This is a genomic window from Bradyrhizobium sp. BR 1433, from assembly GCF_051547665.1.
Classification (GTDB): Bacteria; Pseudomonadota; Alphaproteobacteria; order Rhizobiales; family Xanthobacteraceae; genus Bradyrhizobium; species Bradyrhizobium australafricanum.
The window spans coordinates 5,151,467-5,168,680 of record NZ_JBPUGG010000001.1 but is presented as its reverse complement, the minus strand read 5'-3'; the positions used below and the strand labels follow the sequence as shown (position 1 = coordinate 5,168,680).

At 64.8% G+C, this 17,214-nt stretch carries 13 protein-coding genes, 1 tRNA gene and 7 pseudogenes; 7 read left to right on the top strand and 14 right to left on the bottom strand.

Annotated features, from left to right (window positions below):
- Window positions 1–30 precede the first annotated feature (30 nt).
- The 3 genes from trxA to ACSKB9_RS24970 all read left to right on the top strand — a co-directional run bounded on the left by trxA (window position 31) and on the right by ACSKB9_RS24970 (window position 2,054).
- Window positions 31–351: a thioredoxin gene (gene trxA / locus ACSKB9_RS24980; protein WP_016847387.1), complete on the top strand. Its 321-nt coding sequence runs from the start codon at window positions 31–33 to the stop codon at window positions 349–351.
- 96 nt (window positions 352–447) lie between these two features.
- Window positions 448–1,512, top strand: coding sequence for an ATP-dependent DNA ligase (locus ACSKB9_RS24975; protein ID WP_438076410.1), 1,065 nt, complete (start codon window positions 448–450; stop codon window positions 1,510–1,512).
- A gap of 83 nt (window positions 1,513–1,595) precedes the next feature.
- Complete coding sequence (locus tag ACSKB9_RS24970) at window positions 1,596–2,054, top strand: DUF2231 domain-containing protein (RefSeq protein ID WP_438076408.1); 459 nt, start codon at window positions 1,596–1,598, stop codon at window positions 2,052–2,054.
- 220 nt (window positions 2,055–2,274) lie between these two features.
- Here ACSKB9_RS24970 and ACSKB9_RS24965 read toward each other — a convergent pair.
- From ACSKB9_RS24965 to aroA, 13 genes and pseudogenes are all read right to left on the bottom strand, one after another.
- A pseudogene (locus ACSKB9_RS24965) lies at window positions 2,275–3,012 on the bottom strand (metallophosphoesterase family protein); the annotation flags it as partial.
- Window positions 3,013–3,140: 128 nt separating this feature from the next.
- Entirely contained in the window at window positions 3,141–4,385 is a 1,245-nt protein-coding gene (locus tag ACSKB9_RS24960) for a bifunctional folylpolyglutamate synthase/dihydrofolate synthase (RefSeq protein WP_438080390.1), read from the bottom strand.
- Window positions 4,386–4,480: 95 nt separating this feature from the next.
- Window positions 4,481–5,422 carry an acetyl-CoA carboxylase, carboxyltransferase subunit beta gene (gene accD, locus ACSKB9_RS24955; RefSeq protein ID WP_076833798.1) on the bottom strand — a complete coding sequence of 314 codons (942 nt, stop codon included), beginning with the start codon at window positions 5,420–5,422 and terminating at the stop codon, window positions 4,481–4,483.
- A gap of 105 nt (window positions 5,423–5,527) precedes the next feature.
- Window positions 5,528–6,364, bottom strand: a complete 837-nt coding sequence (trpA, locus tag ACSKB9_RS24950) for a tryptophan synthase subunit alpha (protein WP_253605802.1) — start codon at window positions 6,362–6,364, stop codon at window positions 5,528–5,530.
- Window positions 6,361–7,578, bottom strand: a pseudogene (gene trpB, locus ACSKB9_RS24945) (tryptophan synthase subunit beta). The gene trpA and the pseudogene trpB overlap by 4 nt, the downstream one beginning before the upstream one ends.
- 170 nt (window positions 7,579–7,748) lie before the next feature.
- Window positions 7,749–8,399: pseudogene (locus ACSKB9_RS24940) on the bottom strand (phosphoribosylanthranilate isomerase); the annotation flags it as partial.
- 75 nt (window positions 8,400–8,474) lie between these two features.
- Window positions 8,475–8,861: a LapA family protein gene (locus ACSKB9_RS24935; RefSeq protein WP_438076406.1), complete on the bottom strand. Its 387-nt coding sequence runs from the start codon at window positions 8,859–8,861 to the stop codon at window positions 8,475–8,477.
- 84 nt (window positions 8,862–8,945) lie between these two features.
- A pseudogene (locus tag ACSKB9_RS24930) lies at window positions 8,946–9,276 on the bottom strand (integration host factor subunit beta).
- Between the two features lie 174 nt (window positions 9,277–9,450).
- Window positions 9,451–10,429 (bottom strand): annotated as a pseudogene (sppA, locus tag ACSKB9_RS24925) (signal peptide peptidase SppA).
- A gap of 459 nt (window positions 10,430–10,888) precedes the next feature.
- A pseudogene (rpsA, locus tag ACSKB9_RS24920) lies at window positions 10,889–12,596 on the bottom strand (30S ribosomal protein S1).
- A gap of 91 nt (window positions 12,597–12,687) precedes the next feature.
- Window positions 12,688–12,915: a hypothetical protein gene (locus tag ACSKB9_RS24915; RefSeq protein ID WP_438076404.1), complete on the bottom strand. Its 228-nt coding sequence runs from the start codon at window positions 12,913–12,915 to the stop codon at window positions 12,688–12,690.
- Window positions 12,916–12,989: 74 nt separating this feature from the next.
- Window positions 12,990–13,619, bottom strand: a complete 630-nt coding sequence (gene cmk, locus ACSKB9_RS24910) for a (d)CMP kinase (RefSeq protein ID WP_018269281.1) — start codon at window positions 13,617–13,619, stop codon at window positions 12,990–12,992.
- Entirely contained in the window at window positions 13,616–14,953 is a 1,338-nt protein-coding gene (gene aroA / locus ACSKB9_RS24905; RefSeq protein ID WP_438076402.1) for a 3-phosphoshikimate 1-carboxyvinyltransferase, read from the bottom strand. The genes cmk and aroA overlap by 4 nt, the downstream gene beginning before the upstream one ends.
- Window positions 14,954–15,099: 146 nt before the next feature.
- On the opposite strand from aroA, the gene ACSKB9_RS24900 reads away from it, so the two are divergent.
- The 3 genes and pseudogenes from ACSKB9_RS24900 to ACSKB9_RS24890 form a co-directional block, all read left to right on the top strand.
- Entirely contained in the window at window positions 15,100–15,507 is a 408-nt protein-coding gene (locus ACSKB9_RS24900; protein ID WP_057020408.1) for a TIGR02300 family protein, read from the top strand.
- A 97-nt stretch (window positions 15,508–15,604) separates the two neighbouring features.
- Window positions 15,605–15,680, top strand: a tRNA-Ala gene (locus ACSKB9_RS24895).
- Between the two features lie 163 nt (window positions 15,681–15,843).
- Window positions 15,844–16,044 (top strand): annotated as a pseudogene (locus ACSKB9_RS24890) (GIY-YIG nuclease family protein); the annotation flags it as partial.
- A gap of 52 nt (window positions 16,045–16,096) precedes the next feature.
- Here the strand turns inward: ACSKB9_RS24890 and ACSKB9_RS24885 are convergent.
- Window positions 16,097–16,558, bottom strand: a complete 462-nt coding sequence (locus ACSKB9_RS24885) for a MarR family winged helix-turn-helix transcriptional regulator (RefSeq protein WP_438076400.1) — start codon at window positions 16,556–16,558, stop codon at window positions 16,097–16,099.
- Between the two features lie 167 nt (window positions 16,559–16,725).
- On the opposite strand from ACSKB9_RS24885, the gene ACSKB9_RS24880 reads away from it, so the two are divergent.
- Window positions 16,726–17,151 carry an organic hydroperoxide resistance protein gene (locus ACSKB9_RS24880; protein WP_438076398.1) on the top strand — a complete coding sequence of 142 codons (426 nt, stop codon included), beginning with the start codon at window positions 16,726–16,728 and terminating at the stop codon, window positions 17,149–17,151.
- Window positions 17,152–17,214 lie beyond the last annotated feature (63 nt).

Below are 17,214 nucleotides of genomic sequence, written 5' to 3'. Positions count from 1 at the left end.
CCTTTTGTCTCAACCGAACGAGGTACTCACATGGCCGTTGGCAAGGTTTCTGACGCCGATTTCGAAGCCGAAGTGCTCAAGGCGACCGGGCCGGTGGTCGTCGACTTCTGGGCCGAGTGGTGCGGCCCCTGCCGCATGATCGCGCCCGCTCTCGATGAGATTTCCGGTGCGATGGGCGACAAGGTCAAGATCGTGAAGCTCAACGTCGACGAGAGCCCGAAGACCGCATCGAAGTATGGCGTGATGTCGATCCCGACCCTGATGATCTTCAAGGGCGGCGAGATGGCGTCCCGCCAGGTCGGCGCCGCGCCGAAGGCCAAGCTGCAGCAGTGGATCACCGCTGCGGTCTGATCCCGCTTCTTCTGATTAATAAATTCGTGCACGGCCGGCGGATTCGCCGGCCGTTTGCGTTGGGACCGTGCGTATTGCGTTTGAAGGTCACTGCACTTGCCCTCCCCGCGCCAGAAGCCCGCTTCCAGGTCCACGCCGCTCGTCGCGATGGAGGCACGCTCGGTCGACGCCATTCCGCGCGGCAAGGAGTGGCAATACGAACCCAAGTGGGATGGCTTCCGCTGCCTGCTGAAACGCGAGGGCCGCAAAGTCGACCTGCGCTCGAAATCCGGCGAAGACCTCGCCCGCTATTTCCCGGAGCTGGTCGCCGCGGCGCTGAGCGTGAAGGCAACGTCATTCGTGCTCGACGGCGAGATCGTGGTGCCGCACGGCCGAACATTCTCATTCGACGATCTCCTGCAGCGCATCCATCCTGCCGCCAGCCGGGTGACGCGGCTCGCACAGGAAACGCCCGCCTTGTTTCTGGCGTTCGATCTCTTGGCCGCGCCAACCAGGAAGAAGCTTTCCGGTCAGCCCTTGAGCGAACGACGACCGCAGCTCGAGGCGTTCGCCAGGTCGCAACTGAAATCCAATTCCAGCTTTCGGCTGTCCCCGGCGACGACAAGCTACGCGCTTGCCAGGAAATGGCTGGCACGATCCGGCGGCGGCTTCGACGGCGTGATCGCCAAGCGCCTGGACCGGCCCTATCAGGCCGGCAATCGCGACGGCATGCAGAAGATCAAGAAGTTTGGGAGCGCCGACTGTGTGGTCGGCGGCTTTCGCTACGCCACCAACAGGACCGGCGGCCGCCAAGTGGTCGGCTCGCTGCTGCTCGGCCTCTATGACGACGACGGCTTGTTGCATCATGTCGGCTTCACCTCCGCGATCAGGCAGCAGGAGAAGCCGGCGCTGACCGACCGCCTCGAGCCGTTGATTGCCAAGCCCGGCTTCACCGGGAATGCGCCGGGCGGTCCGAGCCGGTGGTCGACCGAGCGCTCGGCGCAATGGTGTCCGCTGAAGCCGAAACTCGTGATCGAGGTCTGCTACGACCATTTCAGCGGCGATCGTTTCCGCCACGGCACCTCGATCCTGCGCTGGCGTCCGGACAAGGCGCCGAAGCAATGCTCGTTCGAGCAACTGAAGCAGAAGGCGGCCGATCCGATGAAGCTGTTGAGGGGGTAACGGCACTGCTGGTGCGCTGCAGCGAATAGGAACCCGGACAGACGGTCCATGTTGAGGGAACAAATGGCCCTCAGGAGGGACCCATGTCGAACCCCAGATCAACCGCGCAGGTCGCGGGACATCCTATCCATCCGATGCTTATTCCGTTTCCAGTCGTATGCTTTGTTTTGACCTTCGTTGCCGATCTCGCTTTCTGGAAGACGGGCACTGACTTCTGGGCCAGCGCCTCGCTCTGGCTGCTTGGCATCGGCTTGATCATGGCCGCGCTCGCCGCCGTTGCCGGCGTGATCGATCTCCTCGGAGACGATCAGGTCCGCAACCTCTCCGATGCGTGGCAGCACGCCGGCGGCAACGTCATCGCGGTATTGATCGCGCTGTACAACTGGTATTCGCGCTTCGAGCACGGCACATCGGCCATCGTGCCGACCGGTCTCGCGCTATCGTTCATCGTGGTCCTGATCCTGCTGTTCACCGGCTGGAAGGGCTGGGAGATGGTCTATCGCGAGCATGTCGGCGTGTCGGATGAGGCACATATCCATTAGAGCTGCAAAGTAGCCCGGTTGGAGCGCAGCGAAATTGTCTTCTCCTTCCCCTGAAAGGGGGAAGGTCGGGATGGGGGTCGGCCACAGGCGACGCTGTCAGCGGAGAGAGCAGATCCCCACCCGCTTTGCTCTGGTGAGCAAAGCGACCTCCCCTTTCAAGGGGAGGTTGGAGCCAATCGGACCGTCCGGATTTTCGCTGCGCTTCATACGGGCGCGGTTGCCGTATCCACCCCGTCGCCAGCGCCGAGGCGAGTTCGGCCTGGCCGTGCTGCCGCGCCAGCGCCGCCATTGCTGCGTGGTCGTAGGGGATGTGGCGGAAGGTTACGTCCCAGCCACCATCGACCTGTTCGAGGATCGCATAGCGCGCATCGGGCGAACCGGCCTCGACGACATGCGGATGCGGTTTGCCGGCGCGATAGCCGGGCGAGCCGACGCTGCCGGGATTGACGATCAGCCGGCCGTCGCGAAGCCGCACGGCGCGCGCAGTGTGCGTGTGGGCGCAGAGGATCAGCGATTGCGGCACGCCGGCCGCTCTCGCCTCGATCGCTTCCAGCGGGGACATGCAGACTTCGCCGCCCGGCAGCACCGTCTCGAGCCAATAGGTCTCGTCATTCTGGGGCGTTGCATGACAGAGGAAAACCTCGTCGCGATAGATCGAATTCGCCGGCAGCGTGCGCAGCCAGTCGAGATGCCGCGGCTCGAGCTGGGTATAGGTCAGCCGCTCCCAGGAGCCCATTTTCTCGTGCGGACGGTCGATCAGATAGCGGTCGTGATTGCCGAGCAGATGGACCGCATCGAGCGCCATCAGCATATCGATGGTCGGCCGGGCATCGAGCGGCCCGCTCACCATATCGCCGAGGTCGACGATGTCCCGAATTCCCTGCGCGCGGATGTCCGACAGCACGGCTTCGAGCGCGAGATGGTTGCCGTGGATGTCGGCGATCGCAGCAAAACGCATTGTATTGTCCTGTCCTCAAGCGCGGCATCCCGTAGCCCGGATGGAGCGAAGCGCAATCCGGGAGCCTGCTTCCGCAGATCGAGCCGTCCCGGATTTCGCTTCGCTCCATCCGGGCTACGACAGCAACATCATGCAGGAGGCGTGCCGTTGGCCGCGAGCACCGGGCCGGCCAGATACAGCGAGCCCGTGATCAGGATGCGCAGCAGCACCTCATAGGCCAGCATCGCAAGCCGTTGCAGCGCGGCGGCGACGCCATCAGCGATCTCGACCCGCATGCCGAGCGCCCGCGCGGCATCAGCCAGTCTGTCCGGCGGCATGCCGTTGTCGCGGCCGGGCACCGGGACCGCGATGATGTGGCGGGTCAGTCCGGCGAAATTGGCGAGGAATGCATTGGCGTCTTTGTTGGCCATCATGCCTGCGATCACGACCAGCGGCCGCGACACGCGCTCCTCGAGATCGCCGAGCGCCGCGGCCGCGACGCGGCCGCCCTCGGCATTGTGCCCGCCGTCGAGCCAGACCTCGGAGCCCTGCGGCCCCTGGGCGACGAGCGCGCCGGAAACCAGCCGCTGCATTCGCGCCGGCCATTCCGCATTGACGATGCCGGCTTCAAAGGCCGCGATGTTGAGCTTGAATGCGTCGATCGCGCGCAGCGTCGCAATCGCGAGGCCCGCATTGTCGAACTGGTGCCGGCCGAACAGTTTCGGCGCGGCGAGATCCAGCAAGCCGCGCTCGTCCTGATACACCAGCCGGCCGCGCTCGACGCCGACATGCCATTGCTGGCCGGCCGCATGCAGCGGCGCGCGCATGCGGTTCGCCTGCGCCTCGATCACGGCCATCGCATCCGGCACCTGCTCGGCACACACCACCGGCACCTTGCGCTTGATGATCGCAGCCTTCTCGCCGGCGATTGCCGTCAGATTGTCGCCGAGGAATTCCATGTGGTCCATGCTGACCGGCGCGATCACCGAGGCGAGCGGCGCCTCGACCACATTGGTCGAATCGAGCCGGCCGCCGAGCCCGACCTCGAGCAGCGCGACATCGGCAGGATGCCTGGCGAACAGACAGAACGCCACCGCCGTTTCCATCTCGAAGATGGTGATGGGACTATCGGCGTTGATGCGCTCACAGTGCTCGAACGTCTCGCGCAGCTCATCGTCACCGACGAGCTTGCCGCCGCCGACGGCGCCCAGCCGGTAGCATTCGTTGATCCGCACCAGATAGGGCGAGGTGAAGACGTGCACGCGCAGGCCCGACGCCTCCAGGATCGCGCGCAGATAGGCGATGGTCGAGCCCTTGCCGTTGGTGCCGGCGACATGGATCACCGGCGGCAGCTTGCGCTCGGGATGATCGAGCCGCTCCATCAGGCCGCGCATGCGATCGAGGCTGAGATCGATGCGCTTGGGATGCAGCGCCGATATCCGCGCGATCAACGCCTCGAACGAGGCTTGCGGTGAGGTGGCGCTTGCGGTCACGCGTGCGGCGCGGCCGGCACCGTCTCCGGCGCCGTGACGATCTGGGCCGGCTCGGTGACCGCGGCCTTGGGCTTCGATGCGGATTCAAGCGCCGGCGCCTTGGTCAGCAGGCGGCACAGCCGCGCCAGCGTGGCCTTCATGTCGTGGCGGTGCACCACCATGTCGACCATGCCGTGCTCGCGCAGATATTCGGCGCGCTGAAAGCCGTCCGGCAGCTTCTCGCGGATGGTCTGCTCGATCACGCGCGCGCCGGCAAAGCCGATCAGCGCACCGGGCTCGGCGATCTGGATGTCGCCGAGCATCGCATAGGACGCGGTGACACCGCCGGTGGTCGGATTAGTCAGCACCACGATGTAGGGCTGGCGCGCCTCGCGCAGCATCTGCACGCCGACGGTGGTGCGCGGCATCTGCATCAGCGACAAGATGCCTTCCTGCATCCGCGCGCCGCCGGATGCGGCGAACACGATGAAGGGCGACTTCTTCTCGACCGCGAGTTCGAGCCCGCGCACCATGGCTTCACCGGCGGCCATGCCGAGCGAGCCGCCCATGAAATCGAAATCCTGCACGGCGACCACGACGCCGGCACCTTCTAACTTGCCGTAGCCGACCTTGATCGCGTCGTTCAGCCCGGTCTTGGTGCGGGCGTCCTTGATACGGTCGACATATTTGCGCTCGTCGCGGAATTTCAGCGGATCCGCCGTCACCTCGGGCAGCGCGACGTCGAACCAGGTCTCGTTGTCGAAGATCGACTTCAGCCGCGCCACCGCGCCCATGCGCATGTGGTAGTTCGAGCCGGGGATCACGAACTGGTTGGCCTCGACGTCCTTGTAGAACACGAGCTGCCCGGAATCCGGGCACTTGATCCAGAGGTTTTCCGGCGTCTCGCGCCGCAGGATGTTGCGGATCTTCGGCCGGACGACGTTGGTGAGCCAATTCATGGTTCGCTCCGAAATGCGGATCGGTTCCGCACCAGCTGGATATATGGGCGGGCCGGGCGAGCCCGGCAAGCCGCCATTGGCGGCCTTGTTGCCGCAAAATGTGGCTTATTCCGCGGCCTGCTTGGCGCCCCGGACCCCCTGCGCCAGCGCCGACACCAGGTCCGCCACCGCGCTCACCGTCTTCGGCGTCGCACGGCCCTCGGCATCGAGATTGGCACGCACCACATCGACGATCGCGGTGCCGACCACCGCGCCGTTGGCGTTCTCGGCGATCGCGCGCGCCGTCTCCGGGGTGCGGATGCCGAAGCCGACGCAGACCGGCAGCTTGGTGTGCCGCTTGATGCGGGCCACGGCTTCCGCGACCACCTTCGAATCGGCCGTCGCGGCGCCGGTGATGCCGGTGATCGAGACGTAATAGACAAAGCCCGAGGTGTTGGCGAGCACCGCCGGCAGCCGCTTGTCGTCGGTGGTCGGCGTCGCCAGCCGGATGAAGTTCAGCCCGGCCTTCATCGCGGGGATGCAGAGCTCGGTATCTTCCTCCGGCGGCAGGTCGACGATGATCAGGCCGTCGACGCCGGCGGTCTTGGCGTCGGCCAGGAAGCTGTCGACGCCGTAGATGTAGATCGGATTATAGTAGCCCATCAGCACGATCGGCGTGGCGTTGTCCTCCTTGCGGAAGTCGCGGACCATCGCCAGCGTCTTGCGCAGCGTCATGCCGCCCTTGAGCGCGCGCAGACCGGCGGCCTGGATCGACGGGCCATCGGCCATCGGGTCGGTGAAGGGCATGCCGATCTCGATGACATCGGCGCCGGCCTTCGGCAGCGCCTTGAGGATGTCGAGCGAGGTCTTGGCGTCGGGATCGCCGGCCATCACGAAGGTGACGAAAGCGGAGCGGCCCTGCTGCTTCAGCTCGGCGAAACGTGCGTCGATACGGGTGGTCACTTCTTCCTCGCCTTCAAGATGTCGCCGACCTGCGGCACGTCCTTGTCGCCGCGGCCCGAGAGGTTGACCACCATCAGGTGATCCTTCGGTCGCTGCGGTGCGAGCTCGGACAGTTTCGCGATGGCGTGCGCCGATTCCAGCGCGGGGATGATGCCCTCGAGCCGCGACAGCAGCTGGAATGCGGCCAGCGCCTCCTCGTCGGTCGCCGAGAGATATTTCACGCGGCCGGTCTCGTGCAGCCAGGCGTGCTCCGGGCCGATGCCGGGATAATCGAGGCCGGCCGAGATCGAATGCGCTTCCTCGATCTGGCCGTCGGCGTCCATCAAAAGATAGGTGCGGTTGCCATGCAGCACGCCGGGACGGCCGCCGGCGAGCGAAGCGGCATGCAGCTGCGTCAGTCCGTGACCGGCAGCCTCGACGCCGAAAATCTCGATCAAGGGATCGTCGAGGAACGGATGGAACAGGCCCATCGCATTGGAGCCGCCGCCGATGCAGGCGATCAGCGAATCCGGCAGGCGGCCCTCGGCCTCCTGCATCTGCTTGCGTGTCTCGTGGCCGATGATCGACTGGAAGTCGCGCACCATCATCGGATAGGGGTGCGGACCGCCACCGTGCCGATGCAATCGAAGGTGTTGTGCACGTTGGTGACCCAATCGCGCAGCGCGTCGTTCATCGCGTCCTTCAGCGTGCGCGCGCCCGACTGCACCGGGACGACCTTGGCGCCCAGCATCTCCATGCGGATCACGTTCGGCTGCTGCCGCTCGACGTCGACCGCGCCCATATCAGACCACGCATTCGAGTCCGAACCGCGCGCACAGCGTCGCCGTCGCCACGCCATGCTGGCCGGCGCCGGTCTCGGCGATGATGCGCTTCTTGCCCATGCGGCGCGCGACCATGATCTGGCCGAGCACATTGTTGACCTTGTGCGAACCGGTGTGGTTGAGCTCCTCGCGCTTCAGATAGATCTTGGCGCCGCCGAGATGCTCGGTGAGCCGCTCGGCGAAATAGAGCGGCGAGGGCCGGCCGACATAATCCTTCAGATAGACATTCATCTCGGCCTGGAACGCCGGATCGGCCTTGGCGTCGGCATAGGCTTTTTCGAGATCGAGGATCAGCGGCATCAGCGTTTCCGCGACGAAGCGTCCGCCGAATATGCCGAAATGCCCGCGCTCGTCGGGACCGCTGCGGAAGGAATTGGGCAGATTTGGATTCATCGAACCATCAGTTCTTCTTGCCGGCTTGCGGCGCTGTTTCCGCTCCCTCGCCCCGCTCTTGCGGGGAGAGGGCCGGGGTGAGGGGTTTCTCCAATTGCTCGATCATCGTTGCAGCGCCCCTCACCCGCCCGCGCGTTGCGCGGTCGACCTCTCCCGTGAACGGGGAGAGGTGAAGAAGGCTGGATTGCGCGCGCGGCGCGGATGAAGGCGCGGATCAATTCGGGATCCTTGACACCGGGCGTGCGCTCGACGCCCGACGAGACATCGACACCGCCGGCGCGCGTGACGCGGACGGCTTCAGTGACGTTGTCGGCGTTGAGCCCGCCGGAGACCATGTAGGGCAGCGCGAGATCGAGATTTTCCAGCACGTGCCAATCGAAGGGCGCGCCGAGGCCACCCGGCCGCGTGGCATCCTTCGGCGCGCGGGCATCGAACAGGATGCGATCGGCGACACCGGCATAACCCGGCAGCGGCGCAAGGTCGGCCGACGTCTCGACCGGCAGCGCCTTCATCAGCGGCAGGCCGAACTTCGCCTTGATGTCGCGCAGCCGCGCCGTGGTCTCCTTGCCATGCAATTGCAGGATATCCGGCCGCAGCGTCTCGACGATGTTTTCCAGGATCGCATCGTCGGCATCGACGGTGAGGGCGACCTTGACGGCGCGGCCCTTGGCGCGGCTGCCAAGCTCGCGCGCGGTCTCGAGGCTGACGTGACGCGGCGACGGCGGAAAGAATACGAACCCCACCATATCGGCACCGCCTTCAAGCGCGACGTCGAGCGTCTCGCGCGTGGACAGGCCGCAGATTTTGACGAGCAGGGGCATGGTCTCGAAACGGGTCTCAAAACGGGTTGTCGGGCGACCGGAACCGGGGTGAACCCTGGTCCGGTGGGGCGGGTTCTACAACGTCGCGCCCTGCTTGTCTCGCCCGGCGGCCCCGTAAAAGCCGAGTTGCGCCGGGGCCGAACGGCGCTGCGCGTCGTCCCGGGAGGCGGCGGCCTTGAGGTCGGCGAGCTCGGCGCGGACATGGCGGGCGTCAGCCTCGTGCTGCCGGGCCGCGCGGCGCCAGCGCCCTTGCTTGAACCAGGTTCCGATGCCGCCCGCGATCACGCCCAGGATCGCGGAGGCGATGATGACGACGAACAACGGCAGCGTGACCGCAACCGTCGGGGTCACCGAATTGAAGGGATCAAACGACACCGTCACCCAGTGACGGTTAGCGACTGCAAAAATGATGAAGATCAGACCGAGCGGAACGACGACCACTGCCGTGAAGAACTTTCGCATGACCATCTCTCGCAGCGATGGAGCAAATGCGGGCATATCGCCCGCAACACGGCAACGCCTGACGTCGCGCCTTAGGCGTCGGCCTTAAGCATCAGCCTTGGGCGCATCGACCTTGGCGGCGCCCGCCTCGGTCACGTCGCGGTTGAGGCGCTCGCGCATTTCCTTGCCGGTCTTGAAGAACGGCACGCTCTTCTGGTCGACCGGCACATGCTCGCCGGTGCGTGGATTGCGGCCGGCGCGCGCCGGGCGGTGCTTCACCGAGAATGCGCCGAAAACCGCGCAACTCGACACGGTCGCCACGTGCCAGCGCTGCGACGATTTCATCGAGAATCGCATTCACAATGTTCTCGACATCCCGCTGATAGAGGTGCGGGTTGTGCTCGGCGATACGCTGAACAAGTTCGGATTTGATCATCGAAAGTGGGATCCGGGCTCTTGCGGAAACCCATTTCCGTGAAAATGCCGTGCACTGTCAAGACGCTAAATCGATTTAGGGCGTCGTGAAATCACGTGACAAATAGCCCAATTGGGGCATGCGGCGATTCCCGCAAAGCGGGAATAGCCTGACGAGCACGCCTTTGGCAGCCGATCAGTTGGTTCCAGCCGGGCTCCACAGCGCCAGCATGCCGTCAAGCCCGAACCGGTCGACCGCCTCGGCCACGCCGCCCTGCTCGATCCGCCGCGCGATCGCGCCAAGACCGAACGCATCGAGCGTCACGGACGCCGCCGTGCGCAGGAAGGTCAGATCGCCGAACCGCGGATTAAGCTTGTAATTGCGCACCGGCAGGTCGCTTTTGACCTTCTTCTCGGCAACCAGCCATGCGATCGCGGTCTTCTCGTCCCCCAGCTGATCGACCAGCTTGAGATCAACGGCCTGCCGACCGGTGAAGACGCGACCGTCCGCGACCTTCTCCAGCAGGTCATCGTCCATGCCGCGCCGTTGCTTCACCAATCCACGGAACCATGCATAGGAGTCCTTGACGAGACCGTCGATCGCGGCGCGGGCCTCCGGGCTGGTGGGTTCGAAGCCGTTGGGCGCGGCCTTCAGCGGGGAAGATTTGATCTCCTCCATCTTCACGCCGACAGTCTTGAGCAATTCCGAGACGTTCGGATACTGGAAGAGAACGCCGATCGAGCCGACCAGCGAGGTCTGCTGGGCGACGATATGATCGGAGGCGATCGCCGTGATGTATCCGCCCGAGGCGGCCAATCCCTCGACCACGACGACAAGCGGCTTCTTCGCCTTCAGTTGCATCAGCGAGTCGTAGAGCTGCTCGGAGCCCGCGGTGGTGCCGCCGGGCGAGTTGATGTGCACGACAACAGCCGCATAGCTCGACTTGCCGAGCCGCTCCAGCGCCTCGACGCGATCCTGGTCGCTGCGGATCAGTCCGTCGATATTGACCCGCGCGATCGTGTTCGATGTCGAAAAGGTGCCGCGCCCGCCGGCGGCGACCACGCCCACGCCGACGATGGCCGCGATCGCGATGACCGCGGCGGCGACGCGCCAGAACGTCAGTTTGCGCCTGATGCGGCGGCGATCGACGATCACGTCTGAAATCCAGCGACATCCGATCTCTCCAGAAATGGTCAGCGCGCAATCCGCGCGTTTTGCAGTCGCAGCGTCACTATCAGCTTAGCCAAATACATCAATTGCGACGCAATATGAAAAAAACAAGGCCCGGTATTCGGAGGCACTCGAAGCCCGGGTGCACGTGCGCTTCATCCCGGCCGCTCCCTAACCTCCCCTTGAAAGGGGGAGGTCGCTTTGCTCACCAGAGCAAAGCGGGTGGGGATCAGCTCTCTCCATGAGCAGCATGGCCTGCGGCTGACCCCCATCCCGACCTTCCCCTTTCAGGGGGAAGGGGAAGAGAAACGTAGCCCGGATGGAGCGAAGCGTAATCCGGGGTCTCTCCGTCGGCGAGATCTTCCCGGATTTCGCTTCGCTTCATCCGGGCTACGGATGCCCCAAAGCAAAGGGCCCCGGCTTGCGCCGGGGCCCCGATTGTTCGCCTCAATCGCGCGAACGCTTACTTGTCGGTGCCGCGGTTCTTCAGCGCGGTGCCGAGGATGTCGCCAAGCGTCGCCCCGAATCGGAGGAGCCGTACTGCGCGATGGCTTCCTTCTCTTCGGCGACTTCCAGCGCCTTGATCGAGACCTGCACCTTGCGGGCCTTCTTGTCGAACTGGATGACGCGGGCATCGACCTTCTCGCCGACGGCGAAGCGCTCGGCGCGCTGGTCGTTGCGGTCGCGAGCCAGCTCGGACCGCTTGATGAAGGTGGTGAACTCGGTGCCCGAAATCCGGACCTCGATGCCGCTCTCCTTCACTTCGAGCACTTCGCAGGTCACGACCGCGCCCTTCTTGACGTCGCCCGGCTCGGCGAAGGGGTCGCCTTCGAGCTGCTTGACGCCGAGCGAGATGCGCTCCTTCTCGACATCGACATCGAGCACCACGGCCTTGACCACGTCGCCCTTCTTGAAGTTGTCGATGACCTGCTCGCCCGGAAGCTTCCAGTCGAGGTCGGAGAGGTGGACCATGCCGTCGACATCGCCATCGAGACCAAGGAACAGACCGAACTCGGTCTTGTTCTTGACCTCGCCTTCGACGGTCGAGCCGACCGGGAACTTCTCGACGAAGACTTCCCAGGGATTGCGCATGGTCTGCTTGAGACCGAGCGAGATGCGGCGCTTGACCGAATCCACTTCCAGCACCTGCACTTCGACTTCCTGCGATGTCGAAACGATCTTGCCGGGGTGCATGTTCTTCTTGGTCCACGACATCTCGGAGACGTGGATCAGGCCTTCGATGCCCGGCTCGAGCTCGACGAACGCGCCGTAGTCGGTGATGTTGGTGACGCGGCCGGTGAAGCGGGCACCCAGCGGGTACTTGCCTTCGATGCCCTGCCACGGATCATCCAGCAGCTGCTTCATGCCGAGCGAGATGCGGTGCGTCTCGTGGTTGATCTTGATGATCTTGACCTTCACGGTCTGGCCGATGGTCAGCACCTCGGTCGGGTGGTTGACGCGGCGCCAGGCGATATCGGTCACGTGCAGCAGGCCGTCGATGCCGCCGAGATCAACGAACGCACCGTAATCGGTGATGTTCTTGACCACGCCGTCGATCACCTGACCCTCTTCGAGGTTCTGCACCAGCTCCTGGCGCTGCTCGGCGCGGGTCTCTTCGAGAACCGTGCGGCGCGACACCACGATGTTGCCGCGGCGGCGGTCCATCTTGAGGATCTGGAACGGCTGCGAATTGTTCATCAGCGGCGCAACGTCGCGGATCGGACGAATGTCGACCTGCGAGCGCGGCAGGAAGGCCACCGCACCGTCGAGGTCGACCGTGAAGCCGCCCTTGACCTGGTTGAAGATGACGCCGTTGACCTTTTCGTTGTTCTGGAACGCCTTCTCGAGTTGCCCCAGCTTTCCTCGCGGCGCGCCTTGTCGCGCGACAGCACGGCTTCGCCGAGCGCATTCTCGATACGGTCGAGGAACACCTCGACTTCGTCACCGACCTTGAGATCGCTTTCACGGCCGGGGCCGGCGAATTCGCGCAGCGCAACGCGACCTTCGGTCTTCAGGCCGACGTCGATGACGGCCATGTCCTTCTCAATTGCAACCACCTTGCCCTTGATGACCGAGCTTTCCTGCAAATTGCCGCCGGCAAAGGACTCATCAAGCATCGCCGCGAAGTCATCGCGGGTGGGAGTATAGGAAGACGCAGAATTCGAAACCATTTGTTCTCCAGATGCGGGATCTCGCCGGCCGTTCGGGTTGATGGGCGCACCGTGCGTGAAGTGTCGGGGTTCCGCAAACCCTGACGACCGCTCATTGCAGGAGGTGCAACAGCGGGCCGGCAGCAGACTGCACGTTCGGTACGTATGATTGATCCGGAGCCTGAAACGAAAATATCGACTGCAAGACCTGGGAGCGGGCGTTCCTCCAGATGCGGCGTTGGTTTCGTTTGAGAATTGGTTCAAACCCATCGCCGGCCCGCTCAGACACGGCCTCGACATCGTCGATGCTGCTCCGAACGGCGCTGATATAGCCCTGCATGCGACTTTCGGCAAGCAGGAAATGCCCAATTTTGCTGGGTTTTCGGGCCGAAAGCGCCGCGGCGGCCCGCGATTCTAGCGCCTGGCGCGCGCCGCCTCGACGATGGCGATGGCGGCGCGGACGCCGGCCTCAATGTCCAGATTTGAATTGTCCAGCGTGTGGGCGTCCGGAGCCGGCCGCAGAGGCGCAATCGCCCGGTTCTTGTCCCGCTCGTCGCGCTTGAGGATGTCGGCGAGCACCGCCTCTTCGTCGGCGTCCTCGCCGCGGGCGCGCGCCTCCAGCGTGCGCCGCCGTGCCCGCACGCGGGGGTCGGCGACCACGAAGATCTTCACGTCGGCATCGGGGCAGATCACGGTGCCGATATCGCGTCCGTCCAGCACCGCACCGGGCGGATCGGCGGCGAACTGGCGCTGGAAGTTCACCAGCACCTCGCGAACCTGCGGAATGGCCGACACCACGGAGGCGGCATCGCCGACCTTCTGGGTCTTCAGGATCGGATTGCCGAACTTTTCGGGGTCGAGCTCGAGCGCCGCGGCCACGGCCAGCACCTCGTTGCTGAGCTCGGCACCGGCCTGCATCATCGCATAGGCCACCGCGCGGTAGATCACGCCGGTGTCGAGATGACGATAGCCGTAGTGGTGGGCGAGCCGCTTGCCGAGCGTGCCCTTGCCCGAGGCGGCAGGTCCGTCGATGGCGATGATCATGCGAAATCAGCTCCGAGCGCGCGCATCATCGGGATGAAATCCGGAAAACTGGTGGCGATGAAGGCGGTATCGTCGATTTTCACCGGCCGATCGGAGGCGCAGCCCATCACGAGCGCCGACATCGCGATGCGGTGATCCATATGCGTGGCAACGAGGCCGCCGCCTGGAACATGGCCGCGGCCCTCGACGATCAGATCGTCGCCGGAGACCTCGACCTTGACGCCGTTGACCCGCAGCATGTCGGCGGTGGCTTCAAGGCGGTCGGATTCCTTGACGCGCAGCTCCTGCAGGCCGCGCATGATCGTGGTGCCCTCGGCGAAGGCGGCCGCGACCGCCAGCACCAGATACTCGTCGATCATCGACGGCGCGCGCTCCGGCGGCACTTCGACACCCTTCAGCTTCGAGGCGCGCACACGCAGCTGCGCCATCGGCTCGCCGGCATCGCCGCGCACATCGCTCTCCTCGATCGAGGCGCCCATCTCGCGCAGCGTGGTGAACAGGCCGGTTCGCAGCGGATTGGTCATCACGTCGGAGAACACGACATCGGAACCTGCGACGATCAGCGCGGCCACGATCGGGAATGACGCAGAGGACGGATCGGCGGGCACCACGACGCTGGCGCCGTGCAGCTCGGGCTCGCCGTGCAGCGAGATTCGCCTGCCGTGGCTGCCTTCCTGCTCGGAGGATATCTCGGCGCCGAAATGCTTCAGCATTAGCTCGGTGTGGTCGCGGCTTGCCTCCTGCTCGATCACCGTCGTGATGCCGGGCGCGGAGAGCCCCGCCAGCAACACCGCGGACTTGATCTGGGCCGAGGCGACCGGCGTCTTGTAGACGATCGGCACCGGATAGCGGGCGCCGTGCAGGGTGAGCGGCAGCCGGCCGCCCTCCCTTATGTCGCTGGTTCGGGCGCCCATCAGCTCCAGCGGGTCGAGGATGCGGCGCATCGGCCGCGAGCGCAGCGAGGCGTCGCCGTCGAAAATGGCGGCGATCGGGCAACCGGCCACCGCGCCCATCACCAGCCGGCAGCCGGTGCCGGAGTTGCCGAAATCGAGCGGCGCGGCAGGCTGGGCGAAGCCGCCGACCCCGACGCCGGACACCGACCAGGTAAACAGCGCCGTCCGCTCCACTTTGGCGCCGAGCGCGCGCATGGATTTGGCGGTATTGAGGACGTCCTCGCCCTCCAGGAGGCCGGAAATGCGGGTTTCGCCGACCGAAAGCGCCCCCAGGATCAGGGCGCGGTGGGAAATCGATTTGTCGCCGGGAACGCGGACCGTGCCGGCCAGGGGGCCGCACGCGCGCGATTCCAGCGAGGTCGGGGTGTCAGAATGGGCCAAGATTGTGTCCTCTCGCGTCGCGGCAGGTATCACATAGGCAACACCGCGTCACGCGCCCGTCAAATGCGCGCAGACCGCTATTGACAGCGGCTCCTCAACTAGCCAAGTGAAGCTCTCGTTTTTCAGGAAAATTCTGGGATTACCACGTGGCCAAGTCCGAGCTCGGAACCAAGCGCATTTGCCCGACCACGGGCAAGAAGTTCTACGACCTCAACAAGAATCCGGTGATCTCGCCCTATACCGGCGAAGTCGTGCCGATCGCGCCGATCGCCCCGCCGCGGGGCCGTGGCGCCACCGTCAGTTCGCCTGCGACCGCAGCCGACATGCCGGAGCCAGCCGAGGCCGAAGAGATGGTCTCGCTCGAGGAGGCCGATGCCGAGGAGAACACCGGGAAGGTCAAGGCCCAGGTTCCCGAATCCGAGGACGATATCGAGGTCGATGAGACCATCGACGACGATGACGACGACGATTCGACCTTCATCGCCGACGAGGAAGAGGGCGATGAGGACGTGACCGACATTATTGGTGACGTCGGCGGTGACGAAGAGACTTGAGATCGGCGCCGATCTATGATCAACGGTGCTGCCGCGCGAGTCTGTCCAGGCGCGCGCGGGCCGGGATCGATCCCCCAGGATCATCCCAACTGGATAAGGGGCCATAGCTCAGCTGGGAGAGCGCTTGCATGGCATGCAAGAGGTCGGCGGTTCGATCCCGCCTGGCTCCACCAGCCTTCGCTCGCTTCGCGAGCTTCGGCTCGGCAAGCCCGGATAGTCCATCGTAGCGAAGTGAGCGAAGGCTGCCGCGGCGTAGCCCGAAGGGCGGAGCCGGGCTCTCTCCGAAATCCGAATGCGTTAGCATCCACCCCGTCAGCCGTGTGTTGGGGGGAACAGATGAAATACGTTTACATTCTCGAGAGCCTTGATTGCCTGCACTTCTATGTCGGGATTACCGACGATCTGCGGGCCAGACTGGCTAAGCACAATGCCATGGAAGTGCCCCATACATCCAAATTTGGACCGTGGCGGCTCAAGACCTACGTCGCTTTCAGCGACGAGAAGCAGGCCGTTGCTTTTGAAAAATATCTGAAGTCCGCGTCCGGCCGCGCCTTCGCCAAGAAGCACCTCTATCCGCCCCGCTCGCCCCCTACTCCCCCAGCACCGCATTCAGCCGGTCGCGCAGCGCGACGATCTCGTCCTTCATCGCCATCAGTTCGCCGACGGTGCAGTCCGAGGCCGCGAGGATCGACTGCGGCACGGCCTTGGCCTTTTCGCGCAGCGCGTGGCCCTGCGGCGTCAGCGCGATCAGCACTACCCGCTCGTCCGCGGCGCTCCGGGTCCGTTTGATCAACTCCGCCGCCTCCAGCCGCTTCAAGAGCGGCGTCAGCGTGCCGGAATCCAGGAACAGGCGCTCGCCGAGGTCCTTCACCGCGACGTCGTCGCGCTCCCACAGCGCCAGCATCACGAGATACTGCGGATAGGTCAGCCCGAGCCGGTCGAGCAGCGGCTTGTAGACGCGGTTGAAGGCGTGCGCGGTCGAATAGACCGCAAAGCAGATCTGATTGTCGAGCCGCAGCGCCTGATCCGCGGGCGTCGGTTTCCTGGCCATGATTCCCATCGAATCCATCTCGTTTCCGGGTCATTCTGGGCTCACGGGACCGCGGATTCAATTGCGAACAATTAAATGTGAGACCGCATATTTTATATTGTGCGCAATCTATTTGCGTGCAATACATGCGTCATCGAATTCAAGCCCACCCACCAAGGGAGACCACGATGTCTGTGAACGTGCTCTACAAGACCAGCGCCAAGGCAACCGGCGGCCGCGACGGCCATGCGGCGACGCTCGACGGCGCACTCGACGTCAAGCTCACGACCCCGAAGGAGCTCGGTGGCGGCGGCGGTGCCGGCAACAATCCGGAGCAGCTGTTCGCGGCCGGCTATGCCGCCTGCTTCATCGGCGCGATGAAGTTCGTGGCCTCGCAGGGCGGCCCCAAGGTTCCCGCCGACGCCTCGGTGACCTCGACGGTCGGCATCGGCCCGCGCTCGGAAGGCGGCTTCGGCCTCGCCGTCGAGCTCGCGGTGTCGCTGCCCGGCCTTGCGCGCAACGATGCCGAAGCGCTGGTCGAGAAGGCCCACCATGTGCGCCCCTATTCCAACGCGACCCGCGGCAATGTCGACGTCAAGCTGAGCGTCGTCTAATTCCACATCACGCAATGGTCCGCCGCAACACGTGGCGGACCATTGCTCTTTCAGCGGCTGGTT

Bases quoted from the DNA above. Each gene is read 5' to 3' on its own strand.
- trxA (WP_016847387.1), top strand. From the start codon at position 31: ATGGCCGTTGGCAAGGTTTCTGACGCCGATTTCGAAGCCGAAGTGCTC.
- ACSKB9_RS24970 (WP_438076408.1), top strand. From the start codon at position 1,596: ATGTCGAACCCCAGATCAACCGCGCAGGTCGCGGGACATCCTATCCAT.
- ACSKB9_RS24960 (WP_438080390.1), bottom strand. From the start codon at position 4,385: ATGCGCGGCCTGATGGAGCGGCTCGATCATCCCGAGCGCAAGCTGCCG.
- accD (WP_076833798.1), bottom strand. From the start codon at position 5,422: ATGAATTGGCTCACCAACGTCGTCCGGCCGAAGATCCGCAACATCCTG.
- ACSKB9_RS24935 (WP_438076406.1), bottom strand. From the start codon at position 8,861: ATGCGAAAGTTCTTCACGGCAGTGGTCGTCGTTCCGCTCGGTCTGATC.
- ACSKB9_RS24915 (WP_438076404.1), bottom strand. From the start codon at position 12,915: ATGCAGGGCTATATCAGCGCCGTTCGGAGCAGCATCGACGATGTCGAG.
- cmk (WP_018269281.1), bottom strand. From the start codon at position 13,619: ATGATCATCGCCATCGACGGACCTGCCGCCTCGGGCAAGGGCACGCTC.
- ACSKB9_RS24885 (WP_438076400.1), bottom strand. From the start codon at position 16,558: ATGGCCAGGAAACCGACGCCCGCGGATCAGGCGCTGCGGCTCGACAAT.
- ACSKB9_RS24880 (WP_438076398.1), top strand. From the start codon at position 16,726: ATGTCTGTGAACGTGCTCTACAAGACCAGCGCCAAGGCAACCGGCGGC.